The organism is Chryseobacterium paridis (assembly GCF_016595215.1).
GTDB classification, from domain to species: domain Bacteria; phylum Bacteroidota; class Bacteroidia; order Flavobacteriales; family Weeksellaceae; genus Chryseobacterium; species Chryseobacterium paridis.
Genome location: NZ_JAENHK010000008.1, coordinates 36,625 through 57,556 on the forward strand (window position 1 = coordinate 36,625; position 20,932 = coordinate 57,556).

Consider the following 20,932-nt stretch of genomic DNA (forward strand, 5'->3'; position numbering starts at 1 on the left):
GAATTATTTACTATCTGTAATCTGCTTAATCATATTGGTATTGTTCTCAATACCGATGTTAAATGTTTTTCCTTTTTTAAAACTTTGATTCAGTTTTTCCAATAGGGATTTATAATCGGAGTCTTTTTTTGATACATAAAAAACCTGTGCACTGATTCCAATGGATACACGCAGAAGGTCTTTGGGGTGGTCGGGGTCATCAGCAATATTACTGATTGTTGCATTTTTATACCATGTTAGATTTTGGGTACCTGAGCTACCTGAGCAAGATGTTATCATAAAAAGGAATAATATAAAGGTCCATGCTTTCATAAAAGTATACGATTGAATAAACAGCTCCTGTCAATTTATATAATAACAGGAGCTGTTTGAAATTATAATTTTTAATTAGAATCCACAGCTAGATACATCTGGTGCTGGGGTAGGAGAGCAACCAGAAAGTGATGAGAACTTAGTCAGTACACAATTGGTGTTGATTAAGTTGTTATCATATAGATAAGAATTACTAGGACTTCTATAATACACATTTCCTGCAGTATTGGTATAAGAAGAAACTGATGCACTTCCACATGAAGTATTGATACATGCATTTCTCCATGCAGTATCGGTTACCGGACCACTTGAGAATAATGAAGGGTCGATAATTCTTTTTTCAGTCACTCCTGACGCATTTTTATAGCTTACTAATATAGCTACATGGTAATTCCATGAAACACAACAAGTACCTGTAGTAGCTCTTAAGTTACCATATACAAACTGCTTTTCACAATCGTATCCATTATTCATCAGAATTTGTCTCATTTTGTGAGCTCTTGCATAGCATCCATCTACCGGATATCTGAACGTGATACAAGGTGATGAAGCAGTAGAAGTTCCACAAGACTGATTCTTGATTTGGTTAAATAAGCTATTTAAAGTAGCAACATCTGGAATTACGCTTGCTAATTTATTAGTTTGTCCTCCTCTTACTTCTTTTGTTAAAATAGATTTGAAATACCTTGTATCTTCAAGGCTTACAGATTCTACTTTCCCAATCTCATTGGTATTACCTTTTAGGAAAATATGAATTGGCGTTTCATTTTTTACAGCCTCTCTGATCATACCAATATATTCGGCATTTTCTTTACCCGATTTTATTTCATAAAACTGAGCACTCAAGATAAATGAAACTTTGAATATTCCGTTTTCTTCCTCTATCCCTACCGGAACACTCTTTCCAAAGTCTTTTAAAGAAACATTCTTTAAGGTTGTCTTTTCTTGTCCGTTTACCTCCTGGCTGTCTTTAGAATCCGAGCAGGCATTAAATGATAAGATGGTCACAAAGGCCATCATTGATAAAAAAAAGTTTTTCATAGTAATTGTAATTTGTGGTTTAATAATAAGTCTTTTTTAAGTTATTTGTTTTTTATGTGAGTTACTTCACATTTTGGTGAAAATAAAATTAACAAAAAATTCAATATAGACAACTTATTTTTACAAAAAAACGAATTTTTTGAAATTATTACATTGTTTTATATATTAAAAACTGTTATTTTATCATGTGATAGTAATAGTTTTGATACATTCATTGCCTATATGAAATTTAAATATTTCATACTGAGATTGCTCATTCAAAAATGGAGAATGGGAGAAGTTGTAGATTATTTGTTGTTCTTATTTCTTAACTAAACTGCTTTTTAATACAATATCTCTTATTAGTGTTTCAAAATAATAGTACGCATCACTTTTCTCGCTCATTTGATTTTCCAGGATAATAATACTTGTATCAGATTGGGGAATATATACATTTAAAGAAGCAAAACCATCTCCTAAACCAGTATGTCCGAAATAATTTATTCCATTAGCCTTGACGATCCGGATGGCATATCCATAACCCATTTTACCTTTTCCAAAAACATCATGCTCTGACATTACAGAGGTTGTTGTCATCAATGCGTAGGTTTTCGGATTCAGAATTTTACCTTTATGAAGTGAACTATTCCATATGGCCATATCTTTTACTGTTGAAATAACCCCATCAGCAGGCAGGTTCTCATCATCAATGAAAGATTTTTCTACAACTGTGAAACCGCTATCATTACTCATATGACCAGAAACAAGATTTCGGAGGTTGGTTGGGGTATAGCAAAATGTATTTTTCATTTTGAGTTCCCTGAAGAGATCATTGGCTAATTCGGAATACTTTCTATGACTTGTATTTTCAATGATTTTTCCTAAAAGAATATTGGATAAATTACCATATTTAAAATCTGTACCCGGCTTAAAAGCCAAAGGTTTCTCAACATCTACAATTCCGTGGGTATGATTTAATAATTGATGGACAGTAACAGAGTCTGCCCAAGGCTGAGTTAAAGTGGGAAGGTATTTTTTGATAGGATCCTGTAAGTTAACCTTTCCTTTTTCTACCTCTTTCAATAGTAAAACAGCAGTAACCTGTTTTGAATTGGACATGATTTCAAACTGGTCGTCTAATTTTAGAGGAACTCCCGTTTTAATATTAGCAACACCATATGCTTTGGAATACTTAACCTTACCATTTTGGGTCACTAAAATGACCCCATTGAATGTTCTGGGATTCTTAATCTCAATTAAACTGTCAATCTTTTTTGTATAATCGTCTTTCTGTGCATAGATATTAGAATGCGAAAAGAATAATAGAAGGTAAAAAAAGAGTTGAGCAGCAGGTTTCATCAGGATTTTAATTTTAAGATTAAAGTTTATCTAAAATAGGTTGCCAAATAGTAGCACCAATATTCAAAAATAAATCTTAAAATTAGACAAATGAAATTATTTTTTAAATTTTGAATCTTTGAAAGCTTTTATTACTTCTCTACCCAATTCATCATTAGTAAATACGACTGAAGCAGTAAAATCTTTATCTTTAAAAAGCTTATTATATTTTACCATATGCATGGTTTTAGTTTCAGAAATTTTAGTACTTAAAATAAATTTACTAAACTCAACTCCATCTATCATTTCTTTTGATGTAACTGAGTCAATATTGGCATTAGGAAAATTCATTGATTGGGTTTGATAGGAAAGATCGTTGATTCCTTTAATTGCTTCATTATAATCACCTTGAGTTTTGACATCATAATCTTGATTATTTAAAACAAATAGATTTTCATCATCACTTTTGAAAAGGATCGTATTTTTAATATCACTTAAAGCAAAAGCTGAATCGTGTAATTTATCCAATCTTTTTACACCTTTTTGAATCTGCTCCTTTTTGCTCTCTTCATCTAATTTTGAAAAACTACCAGGAACGATCATGGAAAAACCTATTGTTTTGTCCACAATTTTAGAATCCGATTTTTTTTCTTTTTCAGAACAACTAATTAAGAGAAGAGTAAATAAGAGAATAAGTATTTTATTCATAAAAATTGGATTATTTATTCAGCACTTCTGCCCCAAAAACATCTGCAAAGTGTTTAGTAATCTTAGTTTTTATATCTTCCATTTCTTGTGCAGAAAGTTCTCTTTCCAATTCTCTTTTCAAAGAAGTCACCTGTTTATCTTTAATACCACAAGGAATAATATATTCAAAATAACGCATGTCCGTATTCACGTTCAGGGCAAAACCATGTAATGTCACCCAACGGGAAGCTTTCACACCCATTGCACAGATCTTTCTGGCATAAGGTTTCCCGGGATCGAGCCAAACACCCGTTTCTCCCTGAGAACGCTCTCCTTTAAGTCCATATTCGGCAATGGTTCTTATGATTACTTCTTCAAGGTTTCTCATATATAGATGAATATCTGTAAAGAAGTTTTCAAGATCTAAAATAGGATAACCAACGACCTGACCATATCCATGATAGGTAATATCTCCGCCGCGATTTACTTTTACGAAAGTGGCATCGATCTCTTTGAGTTTATCAATTCCTGCCAACATATTTTCTTCGTGCCCGCTTTTCCCCAAAGTGTAGACATGAGGATGTTCTACTAAAAGTAAATGGTTAGGAGTAGTAATATGCTGTTCAGTAGGTAAATCACGATTTTTAATTTTAGTATCGATAATATCTTTCATCAGTTTTTCCTGATAATCCCATGAGGATTGATAATCTTTAATACCTAAATCTTCGAATTCTACTACTTTATTTTGATTTGTATTCATGTGTGAGGTCGATTTCTTTTAATGGACAAATGAAGCTATAGTTTCATGCCATTTTTTTGACATACAAATTTAGTGATTTTTAATTCTTTATTGAATTAATAAAATCTATGGCATTGATCTTCCAATCTTTATTTTGCAACAAAATATTGACGAATGCAGTTCCTATAATCCCACCATCTGCTTTTTCGGTTACATTTTCAAAATCCTCTTTTGATTTGATTCCAAAACCAATCATTACCGGATTTGTAAGAGGAAGAGATGCTATTCTGGAAAGGTAGTCTTCATTTTTTAATACCGCATTTTTATTACCTGTTGTCGAAGACGAGCTTACAGCATACAAGAAGCCTGAGCTTAAAGAATCAAGATATACAATCCTTTCATCCGAGGTTTCAGGAGTGATTAGAAATGTAAAATTGAGATTATATTTCTTTAAAATTTGCTGATAATTCTTTTCAAATTCAATAGGAGGGAGGTCAGGAATAATTAAACCTGAAACACCACTCTCAGAACATTCCTTACAGAATTTCTCAAAACCAAAACTTAAAACCGGATTAATATATCCCATTAAAATAACAGGAATTTTAATTTCATGTTTGATAGATTTCAATTGTGATAAAAGCTTTTCGATAGTCATTCCATTTTTTAATGCTATTTCATGAGCTTGTTGAATAACAGGACCATCTGCAACAGGGTCGGAATAAGGCATCCCAATCTCCATCATATCTGCTCCGGAATCCTGAATTAGTTTTATAATATCAGCCGTGTCTTCCAACTGTGGAATCCCTGCTGTAAAGTATATATTAAGTTTTTTCATAGGGTTTAAATTGTATTCATGTATTTATGTAAAATGTATTCATGTATTTTTCTTTGGCATTGTTGTCATTTCGAATGAAACAAAGGGTAGTGAGAAATCTTTTAAAAGAATTGTATTCATGTATTTATGTAAAATGTATTTATGATATCTCATTAAGGACAAATGGTTTTCTTTGATAACTTTCAAAATCATTTTACATGAATACTTTTTACATTGTACAGATTAAAAATTTCACAAATTTTTCAAATACGTTTCCATATCCTTATCACCACGTCCACTCAGGCAGATGACAACAATATCATTTTCATTAAATTTCTTTTTATCTAAAACGGCCAGAGCATGAGAACTTTCCAATGCCGGAATAATACCTTCCAGTTTAGTGAGTTCAAAAGCACATTTTAAAGCTTCATCATCATTAATACTAAAAAACTCAGCACGTTTTTCTTTAAATAAATGAGCATGAAAAGGTCCGATTCCCGGATAATCTAAGCCAGCAGAAATAGAATGGGGTTCTATAACCTGTCCATCATTCGTTTGCATAACAAGACTTTTACTTCCATGTAAAACACCTAATGTTCCAAGGAAAGTAGTGGCAGCCGATTTTCCTGATTCCACGCCAAGACCTCCTGCTTCTGCAGCAATGATCTTTACATTTTCTTCCTGTACAAAGTGATAAAAAGTGCCTGCAGCATTGCTTCCACCACCTACACAGGCAATCACATAATCCGGATTTTCTGTTCCGGTTTGCTCGTAAAGCTGCTCTCTTATTTCTTTGGATATAATACTCTGAAATCTGGCCACTAAATCTGGAAAAGGATGAGGTCCTACCACGCTTCCTATCACATAATGAGTAGTTACCGGATTATTGATCCAATCTCTTAAAGCTTCATTTACAGCATCTTTTAGTGTTTTTGATCCTGAAGTAGCCGGAACGACTTCAGCACCAAGCATTTTCATTCTTGCTACATTGGGAGCCTGTCTTTGGATGTCCACTTCGCCCATGTAAACAATACATTCCAAACCGAGTAAAGCGCAGGCTGTAGCTGTTGCAACACCATGCTGTCCAGCTCCGGTTTCAGCAATAATTCTGGTTTTTCCCAGACGTTTTGCTAATAAAACCTGACCAAGTGCATTATTGATTTTATGAGCTCCGGTGTGATTAAGATCCTCTCTTTTTAAATAAATATTTGTACGGTATTTTTTACTTAGATTTTTTGCAAAATAAAGTGGAGTAGCCCGTCCTACATAGTTTTTAAGCAAATCCTGATATTCTCTTTGAAATTCGTCAGATTCTATGATTTCAAGATAATTCTTTTGGAGTTCTTCTACATTGGGATACAGCATTTCAGGGATAAATGCACCCCCAAATTCACCATAGTATCCATTTTTATCTGGGTTTTTATAATTCATTTCTTCGTTGTTATTGTATTAAATAGGCTGGTTGTTGTAAATCGAGCTGCTGGAATAGATTGTTGTTTTCTTCAGATAGGTGGATGATCAGGATGTCATCATCTTCAGAAGGAACCCAATCACCGCCATCTTTTTCCTGAATATATTTGGCTTTATCATATAATATAGGAACATTACATTTTTCATAAAATGGACGAACATCTGATAAGCAGAAGCCTATTGTTTGCAGGTCTCTTGTTACAATCGTATTCATAGAATGCTGCAATAATTGACTGCCATTTCCTTTTCCCTTTTGTACAGAAGCAAAACCACCCAGTTCAGCAAAAGAATATACATGGTCTGATATCTTTAAGTTGAAATCAAAATTAAGACGCAATACAGATGCAATTTTTTCATCAAGATCCAATAATAGATGGAATTCAGAATCTTTGAATAAGATTTTGAAATCATTTACTTCCATCCCCATCCATTCTTCATTTTCCCAAAGTGCTATAATTGTTTCAATTTCTTGCGCTGTGAGTTCTTCAGGTTTTTTGATGCTATAAATCATGATTTAAATTATTGATAAAAGACAAACTTTGATCAAATTGCTGTCGGGTTATTTGTTTATTCTGATACAGGAATTTTATTTTACTGGCAATGCTGATCCAGGTTTCAATATCAAGTTTTGAATGATACATTTTGAAGATCAGCTCCAGGTTATCCAATAAATAATAAGAATCCAGCTTTTCATACGATAAAAAGATTTTAAAATATATTTTCCCTAAATCATAATTGACGTTGGCCCTTACCGTATTCTCCATCAACTTATCTGCAATGATCACCAAGTGATAGCCATCCCATAAATGAATGGTTGTAAAAAAATACTGGATATCGTCCTCATTAAAATCTTTAATGATATCTATAAATTTGGATAATAATCCTCCCATTTCCCAAAAATCTGTCGTACTATCATTTTCGGAGATAAATTTATATAACCTTTTAACTCTTGCATTGTCAAACCTCGGCGGAAATAATGTCTTATAAAATTGTTTTCTTAGTGTTTTTATATCCATAGGTTTGGGCTTAAGAGATTAGACTTAAATAATTTCACTTTTTCCAAATCTTTAACTCCAGCTTCGATTTCAAATTTTGAATTAATATCCAGAGCAAAAGGTTTTTGTTGTAATGCTTTTATGTCTTCAATACTTTCTTGAGAAATGCCTCCACTCAGAAAGTAAGGAATTTCTAGTTTCAAACCATTAAGCAGCGACCAATCAAACTGCTTTCCGGTTCCTCCAAAGGATTTACTGTCCGTGTCAAAAAGAATGAAGTCAACATAAGATTGAAACAATTGAATTTCAGTCTTCAGCTCTTTTGTTGTGTCTCCAATTCGAAATACTTTTATAATTTTAGTTTTCGGATGTAATCCTTTTCTGATATCTGAAATATAGTGGATATCCTCATCGCCATGCAGCTGAATAAAATTAAGGTCAGCCTTTTCAGCTATCTTTAAAATACTGTCTGGAGCTTCATTGACAAAGACACCTGTTTTTCCCTGATGATCAATTGTTGAGATCTTTTCTATGCTTAAATGATTAAGCACATATCGAAGAGATTTTTCGTAGAAAATAAATCCTAAAAAGTCTGTATTCATAGAAATTAATTCTTGAATCTGATCCAGTTGGGTTAAACCACAAACCTTTAATTTTAATCGTTGGTTCATGCCTTTGAGTTTATATGTTCAATGAATTCTTCAAAAGCTTTTGCAGGGTTTTTATTTTTCATAAAATATTCACCCATTAAAAATCCGTCAAATCCTTTTTCTTTAAGATAAATGAAATCTTCGATGCTATAAATACCACTTTCAGCTATAGAAAGAGTCTCTTTTGGAAGCTGATTTTTTAAAGTAACAGAGTGTTGAAGATCAACCTTAAAATCTTTTAGATTTCTATTATTAATTCCTACCAAATCAATTGTAGAATGATAATGCTTAAGCTCTTCTTCTGTATGAATTTCCAATAAAACTTCCAAGCCAAGTTCATGAGATAGGTCAGTAAATTCCAAAACCTGAGTGGGAGAAAGACAGGCTGCAATCAGGAGAATAACATCAGCACCCATATTTTTTGCTTCATAGAACTGATATTCATCGATCATAAAATCTTTTCTAAGAATGGGAGTGGTAATTTGATCCCGAACATTTAGAATATCTTCACGACTTCCTCCAAAAAAATCAGCATCTGTAAGAATAGAAATCCCACTTGCTCCAAAATTTTCGTAAGCAGAAACAACTTCTAAAGGAGAAACATTATCATTGATAATACCTTTTGAAGGGGATTGTCTTTTAAATTCGGCTATAATTCCACTTTTCTCTTGAATGGAAGTCTTTAAAGATTGGGTCTCTCTGTCAAAAAAGGCAGAATTTTTCAATTGATCTACAGAAATATTCGCTTTTGAAAAATGAACTTCTTCTTTTTTTCTCGATATAATTTTATCTAATATGGTCATTTATTGTGTGTTTTTTATTTCTAATTTTAACTTAAAGTTTCTCTTTGTCATTTCGAACGCAGTGAGAAATCTCTATTTATATACTTGATATATTTTTTTATTTAGATTCTTCATTCCACTTCGTTTCATTCTGAATGACTAAAAGCTGTATAAGTGCTGTCATTTCGAATGTAATGTAATGAAGTGAGAAATCTTTACTCAATGCTCTCATTTAAAAATTTCCATTCGGGATTTAAACTATTTATTAAATTTTCTTTTTTCATTCTTGAGTAACCTTTAATCTGTTTTTCCCTTGCTATTGCTTCTTCTATCTCTTGAAAATGTTCATAATAAATGAGATTAAAACATTTATATTTAGTTGTAAAATGAGTATTTCCAGCCTCTGGATTTTTATGCCAATATAATCTGGACTTTAAATCATTAGTAACTCCTGTATATACGACAGTTTTATTTACATTGGTTAAAATGTAAACATAGTAATTGTGTGTTCCTAATGTTTTCATTTAATTGACCCCTAGATTGATATTTTAAAACTTTTCATTTCCCTCTAAATTATATTCGAAGACTCTAATCCATGCATCGAATTACGGCTGTTTGTCATTTCGAACGAAGTGAGAAATCTCTCTTTGTTACTCACATACTTAGATATATTGTTTTTCTGGTTTTAGATTCTTCATTCCGCTTTGCTTCATTCTGAATGACAGAAAAACAAAGTATAGTTATTCCAACAATAATTCCAGACTCTTCAAAGCCTTCCCACTTTCTAAACTTTCCTGAGCTAATAGAAGACAATCATCATAAGAACCAAATTTTTCAGTATGATACAATGCAACTGAAGCATTAGCTAAAACTACCGCATTTTGGGATTCTGTTCCTTTACCCTCCAGAATATTTCTGAAAATTTTAGCCGTTTCCTTAATAGTTTTACCTGCCTGAATACTTTCCGGACTTACTGTATCAAATCCCAAGTCTTCTGATGAATAAATGCTTTCACCCTTTTTGGTGATAATTTTACTGTCATGGGTAAGGCTTATCTCGTCATACCCATCTAAACCATGAACAAGGATAAATTCTTGTGGCTCTTTTTGTAAAAGATATTGGTAAATTCTTGCAATTTCCAGGTTATATACCCCAATCACGGAAAACTTTGGCTTTGCAGGATTTACCAATGGCCCCAGTAAATTGAAAAAAGTTCTTAATCCTAATGACTTTCGAAGTGCTCCAACAGATTGAAGTGCCGGGTGGAAGTAGGGTGCATGTAAAAAGCAGATATTGGCTTTTTCCAGATCTTTGTTTAATTGATCGGAATCATTATTCATCTGGTAACCCAGTTCCTCCAGAACATTTGAAGAACCTGTAACCGCTGATGCCCCATAATTTCCATGTTTAGTTACTCTCTGTCCTGCACCGGCAATAACAAAACTTGCCAATGTTGAAATATTAATGGTATTTTTTCCATCACCTCCGGTTCCTACAATATCTATTGCATCACTGGCATCTATACTTACCGGAACAGCCATTTGTAATAAAGCTTCTCTAAAGCCTTCCAGCTCTCTCAACGTAATATTACGCATCAGAAAAACACTAATGAAAGCAGTTACCTCCGTCGTGTTAAACTTATTTTGGGCAATCTCAATCATGATCGCCTTAGCTTCAGATTTGGATAAGGTATGATGATTAAATAAATATTGCAGAATTTCTTTCATTTGAGGTGTTTTTATAATTGATGAAGGTTCTAATGTTTTCAATGTAAAAGGAAGTTTTTAATGATTACTTCTCCATCAGGAGTTAAAATACTTTCAGGATGGAACTGTACGCCATGTACATCATAAGTTTTATGTTGTAATGCCATGATCATTCCGTCTTTATCTACAGCAATGACTTCCAGTTCTTCAGGGAAATGATCCGGATCTACAGCCCAGCTGTGGTATCTTCCCACTTCCAATCCTGAAGATAGATTTTGAAAAAGCTTCGTTTTATCTTTTACCAATTCAGTTGTAGTAGCTACTCCATGGAAAATTTCAGATAGGTTAATTAATTTTCCGCCAAAAGCCTCAGCTATGGCTTGCTGTCCAAGACAAACACCTAAAATGCTTTTTGTTGGTGCATATTCTTTAATCACATCTAATAAGATACCCGACTCTTCAGGGATTCCCGGACCCGGTGATAAAATGATTTTATCATATTTATTGATTTCTTCCAGGGTGATCTCATCGTTTCGGAAAACATCTACTTTTTGCCCCAGAATCCTTTCAATGATCTGTACAAGATTATAAGTAAAGCTATCGTAATTATCAAAAACCAAAACTTTAGCTGTTGATTGTTCTTCTATATTTTTATTCATCTGTTTATTTTTTTATGGGTATGCTGATTCCTTTTTCTGTTACTTTATAATAAGCGTAATACCTAATAAGTGAGTTTATCTGCTTTTTCTACTGCCTTTTTTAAAGCATTTAGCTTGTTGTTGACTTCCTGTAATTCACTTTCAGGATTGGATTTGGCTACCAGACCTGCGCCTGCCTGATAAAAAAGTGTATTATTCTTACTTAAAAAAGTTCTGATCATAATAGCCTGATTGCATGTTCCGTTAAGGCCTACCATACCAATACAACCACCATAATAGCCACGAGAGTCCTTTTCATACTGATTGATCAATTGAAGGGCTTTGTGTTTTGGAGCTCCACTTAAAGTTCCCTGAGGAAAAGTGGTAGCAACTACTTCAAAAGGATTTGTATTTTCCGGTAACTCTGCAGTAACTTCACTTACCATATGAATCACGTGAGAAAAGAGTTGGATCTCTTTTAATTTTGTAACAGTAACATTTCTCCCCATTTTTCCCAAGTCATTTCTTGCTAAATCCACCAACATGGTATGTTCTGCATTTTCTTTGGGATCGTTTTTTAACTCTTCTATAGATTGAAGGTCGATATCAAAATTCCCCGTTCTTTTAAACGTTCCGGCAATAGGGTGGATGATCGCTTTATGATCTTTAATGATCAACTGACTCTCCGGGCTGGAACCGAATAATTTGTAATCTCCATAGTCGAAGAAGAATAAATAAGGAGATGGGTTGATATTTCTTAAAGCGCGGTACACATTGAATTCATCCCCTAAAAAGTTCTGTTCGAACCTTCTGCTTAATACCAATTGGAAAACATCTCCACGCATACAATGTTTCTGCGCCGTTTTTACCAATCCTAAATATTCCTCATCTGTAATATTAGAAGTTTCCTCACCTGTTTTTTCAAAAGGATAAACAACCGAATTCTTATTTTTAATTAAATTCTCAAGCGTATAAAGTTCGGATTTAACTCCCTCAATTTGATTTTCAATAAAGTGCATCTCATCATTGTAATGATTGATTGCGATTACGTATTGATATAATCTGTATCTGACCAAAGGAATTTCAACTTCTTCACTTTGTGCTTTAAAATTGACATTTTCAAAAAACTGAACAGCTTCAAAACTGGTATATCCAAATAGATTTTGTGCAGTTTCTTCAATAGGATCATTGGTTTTTTCACAATCGAAAACTGAAGAGAAATCATGAAGAATATCCGTTATTTTATGATCAATAATGAATTGCTTTACCGGTTCAGAATTGGGAAACTTAATTTCAAATTCATTCAGGTTTTTCACCTCAATTCCTGCGATTGCATTCACCGCAATAAAAGAGAAGTTATTATCTATGTTTTTAGAATCTGAACTTTCCAAAAGGATTGTATCTCTGAATTTATCACGGATTTGCAGATAAATATTCATCGGAGTTTGAAGATCTCCTAATGTTTTTTTCGAAACAGTTTTTACTTTTATTTTTTTGTTAAACATTTGCTGTTTTATTTTGTTTTGATAGTAAATAATAAAAAAAAGACTTCAACGGAATCCGTCAAAGTCTTTATATTTTGTTTTATCTTATTTTGTTGTAAGAGTAGCTATACATTTAGCAACATGATAATAACTTCAGACCCGACGAAGAGTTTGAAAGCCACCACCAAAAATTATTGCTCGTATTAAACATGGGACAAATGTAGAAAATTTTTTATTATAAAAACGATAAAAAATAAAAATTAAAAAAACTTAAGATAAAATTAACTATTTCAATTGTTGTAATTCTTTCTTCAGTTCTTCTATTTTTAGTTGATAGTTTTTATCATCATATATCTGTACGTAATCCTCTAATGCTGAGATGTATTCTTTTATAAACTCTTTATTGGTTGGGTCTGCTTCATATTTAATTTTTGCACTATTTACAGGAGCCTGTTTTTCATATTGTCGCAACCTTTTACCTTCTTCAGATTCATTGTAAAGAATAACGATATTCTTTTCATATCCTGGAATGTATTTTACCGGAAAAGATTGATTGACATTAGGAATTCGTATGGCATTTTCAATAGGGTATATCGCTGCAGAGGTTGTTGAGAAATAAGTTGAGACATATTTGCCATCCTGCTTCTTTACAATAGCTTCGTAATCGTGAATATATTGTTCATTTAAAGTAGAGTTTGTTTCAACATCTGATGTAATAATTGCTGTACTTTCAATGCCGTACCTATTGAGAAACCATGCATTTAGAAATTGTCCGGTAACTCCATTAGCAATTGCCAGAGGAATAATAGGAAGAAGTAGCCACCATTTTTTTGTAAGAAATGAAAGCAAACAGAAAAATACAAGGAGAAGTATCACAGTATAAAAACCGTGATGACTCGTGAAAAATAGTATTTTAGAAATGGATATCATGTTTTAAAATTAAAATTTTTATTTAAATGAAAGATGATTTAATGATAATATTCCAGAGAGATTATTATTAAAAGGGATATTTATCATCACTTTAAAAATATATTTTTTATACTTTTGCTTAAATTTTATAGAAAAAATAATGAAAAAAGTATTAGCACTTGCATTTATCGGAGGTTTATTAGTTGTAAACTGCAAAAAGAAACCAGATCATTCACTACAAGATAGCAACACAATGCTTGAAGAGCCTGAAGCAACTACTGTTGTTGATTCTACTAAAGCTAAACCTGCTACGGCTGCTGCACCTGTTGCTGCAACACCAGCACCAGCTGCTAAAACCGACTCTACGGCGAAAAAATAATGAAGAAATTATTTTTGACAGGATGTGTAGGATTTTTAATTCTTTCCTGTTCCAAAAAAGAAAATACACCTGTTGATGCCACACCTTCAGAGACCGCTGTTGTTTCTGAACCTGCTAAAACTAATCTTTCGGGAGATCAAATTATCGAAACGCTAGATTGTACTGGGTGTCATACGGTTAATGAGAGAATGATAGGACCTTCATATCAGGAAATAGCAAATAAATATTCAGAAAAAGATATTGAAATACTGGCTTCCAAAATTATTGAAGGCGGAAGCGGGGTTTGGGGAAGTGTTCCTATGCAGCCCCATCCTCAGGTATCTAAAGAAGATGCAAAAAAAATGGTAGAATATATCTTAAGTCAGAAGAAATAAAATATGTCTACTGAAAAATCCAGTCTGCACACAAGAAATCTGCATCGCAATCCTTATGATTTTGATCAGCTTATTTCCTGTGTGCCAGAACTGAAACAGTATGTCTTTGTTAATGCTTATCAATCAGTAACCATTAATTTCAGTATTCCTAAAGCGGTCAAGCTACTTAATAAAGCGCTGTTATTACATTTTTATAATATTAAGGATTGGGATATTCCAGAGACGAATTTATGCCCTCCAATTCCTGGCCGTGCTGACTACGTACATTATATTGCTGATTTATTAGCTGACCAACTAAATGATATTCCCACAGGAATTGCTGTAAAAGGTGTAGATATTGGAGTAGGAGCGAATCTTGTGTACCCTCTAATTGCTCATAGATCTTATGGCTGGAAGATGTTGGGAACCGATATCAATAAAGCTTCTTTAGAAAATGCACAGCGGATTTTAGATCAGAACCCGGATTTATCAACCGTTATTCAATTAAAGCAACAACCTGATTCCACTCATATATTTAAAAATATCATTGATAATGGCGATAGATTTACATTTTCTATGTGTAATCCGCCCTTTCATGATTCTGAAGAATCTGCGTTAAAAGGAAACATCAGGAAAACGAAAAATCTCAATAAATCAAAGGTTCAAAAGCCTTTACTTAATTTTGGTGGGCAACAGTCAGAATTATGGTGTGAGGGAGGAGAGTTGGCTTTTATCACAAAGATGATCAATGAAAGTATATCCTATTCATCCCAAATTCTATGGTTTACATGCCTGGTTTCCAAAAAAGATAATTTACATAAGCTTACCACGCTTTTACAAAAAGTGAAAGCAATAGACGTAAAAATCATTGATATGGCTCAAGGTCAAAAGATAAGCAGGATGTTGGCCTGGACATTTATTCCTCAGCAAGATCGTAAAGCCTGGTTTTAAATTTTAAACGAGAATCTGTTTAATTTGCCCTATACTTATGAAGGCGAAATCGCTGATTTGAAAAAATGTTAATTTGCAAAACTGAAAATTCATTGAATCGGTATCATTTTCGAAGAAAAATATCTTGCATTCTAACCTTGTTATTGAAAATTTTTTAGATTCTTTACTTTTAACTACAATAATATTGCCTTGTCATTTCGAACGTAGTGAGAAATCTCTTAATTGTCTTAACAACTTAATCAACCCTTAACAGTTTAGAAAAATAAGTCTGTCAAAACAGTCATTTAATAACTTCCAGCATCCAGTTTCTTTCCCTCCCAGCCTAAGTGCTCTATATTTACATTCTTCTCTTCTAAGCTCTATTTGAATTAAGTTTTAGAATCGACTTGATGTGAAATAAATTATATTTCTAAGAAAACACATTGATGATGAATTCAAAAATGCCTAAATTTGTACGCTTTTAGAAAAATAAGAAATGCAATTATCAGAACAAGAAATCATTAGAAGAGAAAAGCTTAATAAGCTTGTTGAAATGGGAATCAATGCGTTCCCGGCAGATGAATACAAAATTACAGATACAACAGAATCTATAAAACAGGATTTTTCTGAAAGTAAACAGGTGAAGATTGCTGGTAGATTAATGTCCCGAAGAATTCAAGGGAAGGCTTCTTTTGCTGAATTGCAAGATTCTACAGGTAAAATTCAGGTGTATTTCAACAGAGACGAAATCTGTACCGGAGAAGATAAAACGTTATATAACGAAGTATACAAACATCTTTTAGATATCGGAGATATCATCGGTATCGAAGGAGAGTTATTTACCACACAGGTAGGGGAGAAAACGGTATTAGTGAAAAACTTTACCCTTCTTACCAAAGCGCTACGCCCTCTTCCACAGGCTAAAACAGATGAGAACGGAGTGATACACGACGGATTTAATGATCCTGAATTAAGATACAGACAGCGTTATGTCGATTTAACGGTAAACCCACATATTAAAGAAATTTTTGTGAAGAGAACAAAATTGTTCAATGCCATGAGAACATTCTTTAATGATGCCGGATATTTTGAAGTAGAAACCCCGATTCTTCAGTCAATTCCTGGAGGAGCTGCTGCAAAGCCGTTTATTACGCATCATAATGCTTTAGATATTCCATTATATTTAAGAATTGCAAATGAGCTTTATCTTAAAAGATTGATCGTTGGTGGATTTGATGGAGTTTACGAGTTTTCCAAAAACTTCAGAAATGAAGGGATGGACAGAACGCACAATCCTGAATTTACGGCAATGGAGATCTATGTAGCTTACAAAGACTACAATTGGATGATGGATTTCACAGAAAAACTATTGGAATTCTGTGCAACGAAAGTGAATGGAAATGCTGAATCTACTTTTGGAGAGCATAAAATTAACTGGAAAGCACCTTACCCAAGAGTTTCTATGACTGAAGCGATCCTAAAATATACAGGTTTCAATATTACAGGTAAAACTGAACAGGAATTGTTTGATTTTGCTAAATCTATTGGAATTGATGTTAATGAAACGATGGGTAAAGGAAAATTGATTGATGAAATATTTGGTGAGAAATGTGAAGGAAACTTTATTCAGCCAACTTTCATTACCGATTATCCAATTGAAATGTCTCCACTGACAAAAAAACACAGAAGCAAAGAAGGTTTAACAGAACGTTTTGAGCTAATGGTTTGTGGAAAAGAGATTGCTAATGCTTATTCTGAGTTAAATGATCCAATTGATCAGAGAGAGCGCTTCGAAGCACAAATGACCCTTTCTGAAAGAGGAGATGATGAGGCAATGTTTATCGATCAGGATTTCTTAAGAGCCTTGGAATATGGTATGCCACCAACTTCAGGACTAGGAATCGGTATGGACAGATTGATCATGTTCTTAACTGATAATGCATCTATCCAGGAAGTACTATTCTTCCCTCAGATGAGACCTGAAAAAGCAGTTCCTCAAATCGAGTTAGGAGAAGATGAAAAAGTAATTCTTGAGATTTTGAATTCTCAGGAAGAGCCATTCTCATTAGCTGAAGTGAAAGAAAGAAGTCAGTTATCCGGAAAAAAATGGGATAAGGCTTCTAAGACTTTAACTAAAAATAATCTGGTTAAAGTTGAAAAAATTGATGAGAACGTTTTGATGAAATTGGTTTAAAAATTTCACAATAACACATAAATTAAATCCTGAAATATCTTCAGGATTTTTTTTGCTACAAACTATAAATTGACATTTTCCGTTCTTTAGAAAACTCAATTTCGATGAAAATTTTCGTTTTATTTTTTCTGTTCCAATGCATTGTTATTCAATCACAAATGATTGAATCAGTTTATTTTGCACATGATAGGTACAAACTTGATAAACAATCCGAAAAGAAATTAGATAGTTTAGCTCAATTAAAAGGTAATTTAAGATTCAGGATTTTTGGAAACTGTGACTCAATAGGAAGTATGCATTATAATAAAGTATTGTCTGAAAACAGAGCAAATGTGGTTAACAGGTATTTACAGACAAGAATTAAAAGTAATATTACTCTTGAAAACGTTGTTGGTTTGGGTGAGGAAAAGCAAATCAATGATAACAGCTCAGAAGAATTACGGGGGAAAAACAGGAGAGTAGATATTTTTATCGATAGAGAATGGGCTAAAGGTGAAAAAATTTCAGGAAAAACTCCTCCAAGCTTTGTAGATGTGAGTGTTTCTGAGATGAAGATTCAAAATACATATTCACTTCCTAATGTTAATTTTATTGGTGGTCGTCATGTCTGGCTTCCCGGAGGTAATGAAACTATCGTTAAGTTGCTTAAAATATTGAGAGATAATCCAACCATGCAGGTTGAGTTGCAAGGACATATCTGCTGTGATTATGATAATTTTGATGGTGAAGATCTTGATTTGGGTACTTTTAATCTTTCACATACGAGAGCTAATTCCATAAAGGAGTTTCTCCAAATGCAAGGAATAGACTCCAGCCGTATAAAAGCAAGCGGGCAGGGACATCTTAATCCGGTTGCTTATCCCGAACAAACAGATGCGGACCGGATCAAGAATAGGAGAGTTGAAATTGTTTTGCTTAAAAAATAATCTTTTACTTTCTTAGTTTACTAAATGAGGCCATCAGATAAAATAAAAACGGCAGTATAAACAAAGACCCTAACATCAGTGCCCATCCTAAAGCCGAAATTGTTTTCGGAGCAGCCACATGTTCCAATAATGAAAGATGTTGACCGTTTCCTAATAAAATTATATTAGGATTATGCTGATAGGTTGCCGCTACTAAAATCATAATAACCTGGAATCCAGCTAATGCCCTTACAGGTAATAATTTTCGCTGTTTCATGGCACGGAAAATTAATAATAAAGCAATGGTAGCAAAAGCAATAGCCATAATCCCCAGTGGTTTTGAGAACACCCATTTTACTAAAGGAATTCCCGAAAGATAAGCTGAAAGGAAAACCAATGCACCTGTAATGACCACAAAGAGCATTGTTTGCTTTGATTTTCTGATCATTAAATTTAATTCCAATCTATCCGTTGTTTCTCTTAATGAAAATATAGAAGCGAGATAGGCACAAAGAGATACCGTAAATAATCCTACAGCAACTCCAAACCAGTTCAGCCAACTAAAAACATACAGGTCTAAAAAGGTAGTTGCATCAGGGTTTATAGATTGGGAAACCGTGGCCGCAGCTATTAATCCTAAGAAAAAAGGTGTCAGAAGACTTGCATAATAGAAAATATGAGTATATAAAAACTGCCAGTCATCCTTTACGGCATCGTAATGTCTGAATGTAAAAGCTGTACCTCTTGCAATAATTCCTACGAGCATCAATACTAAAGGAATATGAAGATAGGTGGACATTGTGGTGTAAATTTCAGGGAACCCCACAAATAAGATAACAATTGCAATAATGAGCCACATATGATTTGCCTCCCAAACAGGAGCGATTGATTCATACATGATTTCTTTTGTTTTATGGCGGGATTTTTTATTGGTGAACATTTCAACAATTCCGGCACCGAAATCTGCTCCTCCTAAGATAACATACAGGCAAATTGACAGCCATAGAAAACCTATAACAACATAGATCATGATTTCGTATTTTTAGAATTAAACTGAATATCGGTAGGGTCATAAAGTTTCGGAACCATTTGTATCTGCCTTTTTAAAAGGAAAATTAAAATCAATGATAACGAAACGAAAATAGCTGTAAAGAAATAGAAGGAATACTGGATTCCCGGCATTGGTGTAACAGCATCGACTGTTCGCATGATTCCATAGATGATCCAGGGTTGTCTGCCAACTTCAGTAACTGTCCAGCCAGCTTCCAGTGCAATATATCCGAAAGGAGTAGCGATAAGGAAAGTTTTTAATAACCAGTTTTTACTAAGCCATTCTTTCCTGAAGAAAAAGGAGTATACATACAAGATACCAATACAAATCATAACCACGCCGAAGAATATCATAATCTGGAAAGAATAATGAACGACAGCAACAGGTGGCCATTCATCTCTTGGAAAATCTTTTAGTCCCTTTACTTCTGCGTTGAAGTCATTACTGACTAAAAAGCTTAATACTTTAGGAATTTTTAATGCATATTTTATTTCACCTTTCTTTTCATCCGGAATTCCTCCGATGACAAAAGAGGCGCCTTTTTCTGTTTCAAAATGTGCTTCCATTGCTGCTAATTTAATAGGCTGTCTTTTGGCTACAGACTTAGCTGCAATATCACCACTTAAAGGAGCACCAAATGCACCAATCAGAGCAAAACCAGCTGCAATTTTAAAAGCTTTGGTATGGAACTCTACATTTCTCTTTCTCATAATTAAAAAAGCATGAACACCTGCTACAGCAAATCCTGTCGCACAAAAAGCAGCTACTGTCATATGTAAAGCCTGTGGAAACCATGCTTCATTAAACATAGCTTTAATTGGGTCTATATTTACGTATTGTCCATTGATATAATCAAAGCCTGCCGGGGAATTCATCCATGCATTAGCCGCAACCACTAAAATTCCAGAAGCTAATCCGCTAAGTCCAACTAAGAAACCACAAAACCAGTGGAACCATTTATTGAATTTATCCCATCCATAAAGGAAAAAACCAATAGCAATAGCCTCTATAAAAAATGCCGTTCCCTCAAGGGAAAATGGCATCCCAAAAATTGGTCCTGCATGTTTCATGAACTGTGGCCAGAGAAGTCCAAGCTCAAAAGAAAGCATTGTTCCTGAAACGGCACCCGTAGCAAATAAAATGGCTACTCCCTTGCTCCATGCCTTTGTAAGTCCTTTGTAGACCTCATTTTTTGTTTTAAGGTATTTCCAGTGGGCAAAAGCCATTAAAAAAGGCATCACCATTCCCACACAGGAGAAAATGATGTGAAAGCCCAGGGACATGGCCATCTGTGCACGTGCGGCAATGAAATCGTCCATAATATCAATTTTTGAGTAAATAAATTTAAGCATTAATTATAGAAGAGCGCATGATTAAAAACAGTTCATATTCATGAAATAGATAATAACTTTGTTCTTTTTTAATAAAAAAAGAGGCTTCATTTTGTTGAAAACTCTGTCTTTTTTTGACATATTTTAACTTTCATATTTCGAAAAAAATCACGATATTTGTAGGTCTTTGCAAAAAATGAGACAGGAGACATTTAGGTGTGTGATAAGAGACTAAAAATCAAGTA

Annotated in this window: 23 protein-coding genes; 5 read left to right on the top strand and 18 right to left on the bottom strand. The window is 33.6% G+C overall.

Annotated elements, in window-relative coordinates; translation table 11 throughout:
- Positions 1-3: 3 nt before the first annotated feature.
- The 16 genes from JHL15_RS08685 to JHL15_RS08760 form a co-directional block, all read right to left on the bottom strand.
- A complete protein-coding gene (locus JHL15_RS08685; protein ID WP_200245107.1) occupies positions 4-279 on the bottom strand; it encodes a hypothetical protein in 276 nt (91 codons plus the stop codon).
- Between the two features lie 108 nt (positions 280-387).
- Positions 388-1,353 (bottom strand): protein-glutamine glutaminase, encoded by a 966-nt coding sequence (locus tag JHL15_RS08690; RefSeq protein ID WP_200245108.1) that lies wholly within the window; start codon positions 1,351-1,353, stop codon positions 388-390.
- Positions 1,354-1,653: 300 nt separating this feature from the next.
- Positions 1,654-2,691 (bottom strand): serine hydrolase domain-containing protein, encoded by a 1,038-nt coding sequence (locus tag JHL15_RS08695; RefSeq protein WP_200245109.1) that lies wholly within the window; start codon positions 2,689-2,691, stop codon positions 1,654-1,656.
- A 96-nt stretch (positions 2,692-2,787) separates the two neighbouring features.
- On the bottom strand, positions 2,788-3,378 hold the full coding sequence (locus JHL15_RS08700; protein WP_200245110.1) for a hypothetical protein: 591 nt from the start codon (positions 3,376-3,378) through the stop codon (positions 2,788-2,790).
- Between the two features lie 10 nt (positions 3,379-3,388).
- The gene (gene lipB / locus JHL15_RS08705) at positions 3,389-4,117 is read right to left on the bottom strand and encodes a lipoyl(octanoyl) transferase LipB (RefSeq protein WP_200245111.1); all 729 of its coding nucleotides are present in this window, start codon (positions 4,115-4,117) and stop codon (positions 3,389-3,391) included.
- Between the two features lie 79 nt (positions 4,118-4,196).
- Complete coding sequence (gene trpA, locus JHL15_RS08710) at positions 4,197-4,931, bottom strand: tryptophan synthase subunit alpha (protein ID WP_200245112.1); 735 nt, start codon at positions 4,929-4,931, stop codon at positions 4,197-4,199.
- Between the two features lie 231 nt (positions 4,932-5,162).
- Complete coding sequence (gene trpB, locus JHL15_RS08715) at positions 5,163-6,341, bottom strand: tryptophan synthase subunit beta (RefSeq protein WP_200245113.1); 1,179 nt, start codon at positions 6,339-6,341, stop codon at positions 5,163-5,165.
- 10 nt (positions 6,342-6,351) lie between these two features.
- Entirely contained in the window at positions 6,352-6,891 is a 540-nt protein-coding gene (locus tag JHL15_RS08720; RefSeq protein WP_200245115.1) for a GNAT family N-acetyltransferase, read from the bottom strand.
- On the bottom strand, positions 6,881-7,396 hold the full coding sequence (locus JHL15_RS08725; RefSeq protein ID WP_200245116.1) for a hypothetical protein: 516 nt from the start codon (positions 7,394-7,396) through the stop codon (positions 6,881-6,883). The genes JHL15_RS08720 and JHL15_RS08725 overlap by 11 nt, the downstream gene beginning before the upstream one ends.
- On the bottom strand, positions 7,387-8,046 hold the full coding sequence (locus JHL15_RS08730) for a phosphoribosylanthranilate isomerase (protein WP_200245117.1): 660 nt from the start codon (positions 8,044-8,046) through the stop codon (positions 7,387-7,389). The genes JHL15_RS08725 and JHL15_RS08730 overlap by 10 nt, the downstream gene beginning before the upstream one ends.
- Positions 8,043-8,828 carry an indole-3-glycerol phosphate synthase TrpC gene (gene trpC / locus JHL15_RS08735; protein WP_200245119.1) on the bottom strand — a complete coding sequence of 262 codons (786 nt, stop codon included), beginning with the start codon at positions 8,826-8,828 and terminating at the stop codon, positions 8,043-8,045. Before trpC ends, JHL15_RS08730 begins: the two co-directional genes overlap by 4 nt.
- Before the next feature lie 194 nt (positions 8,829-9,022).
- The gene (locus JHL15_RS08740) at positions 9,023-9,331 is read right to left on the bottom strand and encodes a GIY-YIG nuclease family protein (RefSeq protein ID WP_200245121.1); all 309 of its coding nucleotides are present in this window, start codon (positions 9,329-9,331) and stop codon (positions 9,023-9,025) included.
- Positions 9,332-9,547: 216 nt separating this feature from the next.
- Positions 9,548-10,534: an anthranilate phosphoribosyltransferase gene (trpD, locus tag JHL15_RS08745; RefSeq protein WP_200245123.1), complete on the bottom strand. Its 987-nt coding sequence runs from the start codon at positions 10,532-10,534 to the stop codon at positions 9,548-9,550.
- Positions 10,535-10,572: 38 nt separating this feature from the next.
- Complete coding sequence (locus JHL15_RS08750) at positions 10,573-11,172, bottom strand: anthranilate synthase component II (RefSeq protein ID WP_200245125.1); 600 nt, start codon at positions 11,170-11,172, stop codon at positions 10,573-10,575.
- A 62-nt stretch (positions 11,173-11,234) separates the two neighbouring features.
- Positions 11,235-12,656, bottom strand: a complete 1,422-nt coding sequence (locus JHL15_RS08755) for an anthranilate synthase component I family protein (protein ID WP_200245127.1) — start codon at positions 12,654-12,656, stop codon at positions 11,235-11,237.
- A gap of 264 nt (positions 12,657-12,920) precedes the next feature.
- On the bottom strand, positions 12,921-13,565 hold the full coding sequence (locus tag JHL15_RS08760; protein WP_200245129.1) for a hypothetical protein: 645 nt from the start codon (positions 13,563-13,565) through the stop codon (positions 12,921-12,923).
- Positions 13,566-13,704: 139 nt separating this feature from the next.
- On the opposite strand from JHL15_RS08760, the gene JHL15_RS08765 reads away from it, so the two are divergent.
- From JHL15_RS08765 to JHL15_RS08785, 5 genes are all read left to right on the top strand, one after another.
- Entirely contained in the window at positions 13,705-13,923 is a 219-nt protein-coding gene (locus JHL15_RS08765; RefSeq protein ID WP_200245131.1) for a hypothetical protein, read from the top strand.
- Positions 13,923-14,297 (top strand): c-type cytochrome, encoded by a 375-nt coding sequence (locus tag JHL15_RS08770; RefSeq protein ID WP_200245133.1) that lies wholly within the window; start codon positions 13,923-13,925, stop codon positions 14,295-14,297. The genes JHL15_RS08765 and JHL15_RS08770 overlap by 1 nt, the downstream gene beginning before the upstream one ends.
- Positions 14,298-14,300: 3 nt before the next feature.
- The gene (rlmF, locus tag JHL15_RS08775; RefSeq protein WP_200245135.1) at positions 14,301-15,227 is read left to right on the top strand and encodes a 23S rRNA (adenine(1618)-N(6))-methyltransferase RlmF; all 927 of its coding nucleotides are present in this window, start codon (positions 14,301-14,303) and stop codon (positions 15,225-15,227) included.
- Positions 15,228-15,702: 475 nt separating this feature from the next.
- Positions 15,703-17,400: a lysine--tRNA ligase gene (gene lysS / locus JHL15_RS08780; RefSeq protein ID WP_200245136.1), complete on the top strand. Its 1,698-nt coding sequence runs from the start codon at positions 15,703-15,705 to the stop codon at positions 17,398-17,400.
- A 158-nt stretch (positions 17,401-17,558) separates the two neighbouring features.
- Positions 17,559-18,326, top strand: coding sequence for an OmpA family protein (locus tag JHL15_RS08785; protein ID WP_200245139.1), 768 nt, complete (start codon positions 17,559-17,561; stop codon positions 18,324-18,326).
- Between the two features lie 4 nt (positions 18,327-18,330).
- Here JHL15_RS08785 and JHL15_RS08790 read toward each other — a convergent pair whose 3' ends face one another.
- Together JHL15_RS08790 and JHL15_RS08795 are read right to left on the bottom strand one after the other, a co-directional pair.
- Complete coding sequence (locus JHL15_RS08790; protein WP_200245140.1) at positions 18,331-19,335, bottom strand: cytochrome d ubiquinol oxidase subunit II; 1,005 nt, start codon at positions 19,333-19,335, stop codon at positions 18,331-18,333.
- Positions 19,332-20,675: a cytochrome ubiquinol oxidase subunit I gene (locus tag JHL15_RS08795; RefSeq protein WP_200245141.1), complete on the bottom strand. Its 1,344-nt coding sequence runs from the start codon at positions 20,673-20,675 to the stop codon at positions 19,332-19,334. Before JHL15_RS08795 ends, JHL15_RS08790 begins: the two co-directional genes overlap by 4 nt.
- Positions 20,676-20,932 lie beyond the last annotated feature (257 nt).

Coding starts and splice junctions, on each gene's coding strand:
- JHL15_RS08725 (WP_200245116.1), bottom strand. CDS start 7,396: ATGGATATAAAAACACTAAGAAAACAATTTTATAAGACATTATTTCCG.
- JHL15_RS08740 (WP_200245121.1), bottom strand. CDS start 9,331: ATGAAAACATTAGGAACACACAATTACTATGTTTACATTTTAACCAAT.
- trpB (WP_200245113.1), bottom strand. CDS start 6,341: ATGAATTATAAAAACCCAGATAAAAATGGATACTATGGTGAATTTGGG.
- lipB (WP_200245111.1), bottom strand. CDS start 4,117: ATGAATACAAATCAAAATAAAGTAGTAGAATTCGAAGATTTAGGTATT.
- JHL15_RS08695 (WP_200245109.1), bottom strand. CDS start 2,691: ATGAAACCTGCTGCTCAACTCTTTTTTTACCTTCTATTATTCTTTTCG.
- JHL15_RS08730 (WP_200245117.1), bottom strand. CDS start 8,046: ATGAACCAACGATTAAAATTAAAGGTTTGTGGTTTAACCCAACTGGAT.
- trpC (WP_200245119.1), bottom strand. CDS start 8,828: ATGACCATATTAGATAAAATTATATCGAGAAAAAAAGAAGAAGTTCAT.
- JHL15_RS08720 (WP_200245115.1), bottom strand. CDS start 6,891: ATGATTTATAGCATCAAAAAACCTGAAGAACTCACAGCGCAAGAAATT.
- lysS (WP_200245136.1), top strand. CDS start 15,703: ATGCAATTATCAGAACAAGAAATCATTAGAAGAGAAAAGCTTAATAAG.
- JHL15_RS08700 (WP_200245110.1), bottom strand. CDS start 3,378: ATGAATAAAATACTTATTCTCTTATTTACTCTTCTCTTAATTAGTTGT.
- JHL15_RS08785 (WP_200245139.1), top strand. CDS start 17,559: ATGATTGAATCAGTTTATTTTGCACATGATAGGTACAAACTTGATAAA.
- JHL15_RS08790 (WP_200245140.1), bottom strand. CDS start 19,335: ATGATCTATGTTGTTATAGGTTTTCTATGGCTGTCAATTTGCCTGTAT.
- JHL15_RS08770 (WP_200245133.1), top strand. CDS start 13,923: ATGAAGAAATTATTTTTGACAGGATGTGTAGGATTTTTAATTCTTTCC.
- JHL15_RS08765 (WP_200245131.1), top strand. CDS start 13,705: ATGAAAAAAGTATTAGCACTTGCATTTATCGGAGGTTTATTAGTTGTA.
- rlmF (WP_200245135.1), top strand. CDS start 14,301: ATGTCTACTGAAAAATCCAGTCTGCACACAAGAAATCTGCATCGCAAT.
- trpA (WP_200245112.1), bottom strand. CDS start 4,931: ATGAAAAAACTTAATATATACTTTACAGCAGGGATTCCACAGTTGGAA.
- JHL15_RS08750 (WP_200245125.1), bottom strand. CDS start 11,172: ATGAATAAAAATATAGAAGAACAATCAACAGCTAAAGTTTTGGTTTTT.
- JHL15_RS08755 (WP_200245127.1), bottom strand. CDS start 12,656: ATGTTTAACAAAAAAATAAAAGTAAAAACTGTTTCGAAAAAAACATTA.
- trpD (WP_200245123.1), bottom strand. CDS start 10,534: ATGAAAGAAATTCTGCAATATTTATTTAATCATCATACCTTATCCAAA.
- JHL15_RS08795 (WP_200245141.1), bottom strand. CDS start 20,675: ATGGACGATTTCATTGCCGCACGTGCACAGATGGCCATGTCCCTGGGC.
- JHL15_RS08685 (WP_200245107.1), bottom strand. CDS start 279: ATGATAACATCTTGCTCAGGTAGCTCAGGTACCCAAAATCTAACATGG.
- JHL15_RS08690 (WP_200245108.1), bottom strand. CDS start 1,353: ATGAAAAACTTTTTTTTATCAATGATGGCCTTTGTGACCATCTTATCA.
- JHL15_RS08760 (WP_200245129.1), bottom strand. CDS start 13,565: ATGATATCCATTTCTAAAATACTATTTTTCACGAGTCATCACGGTTTT.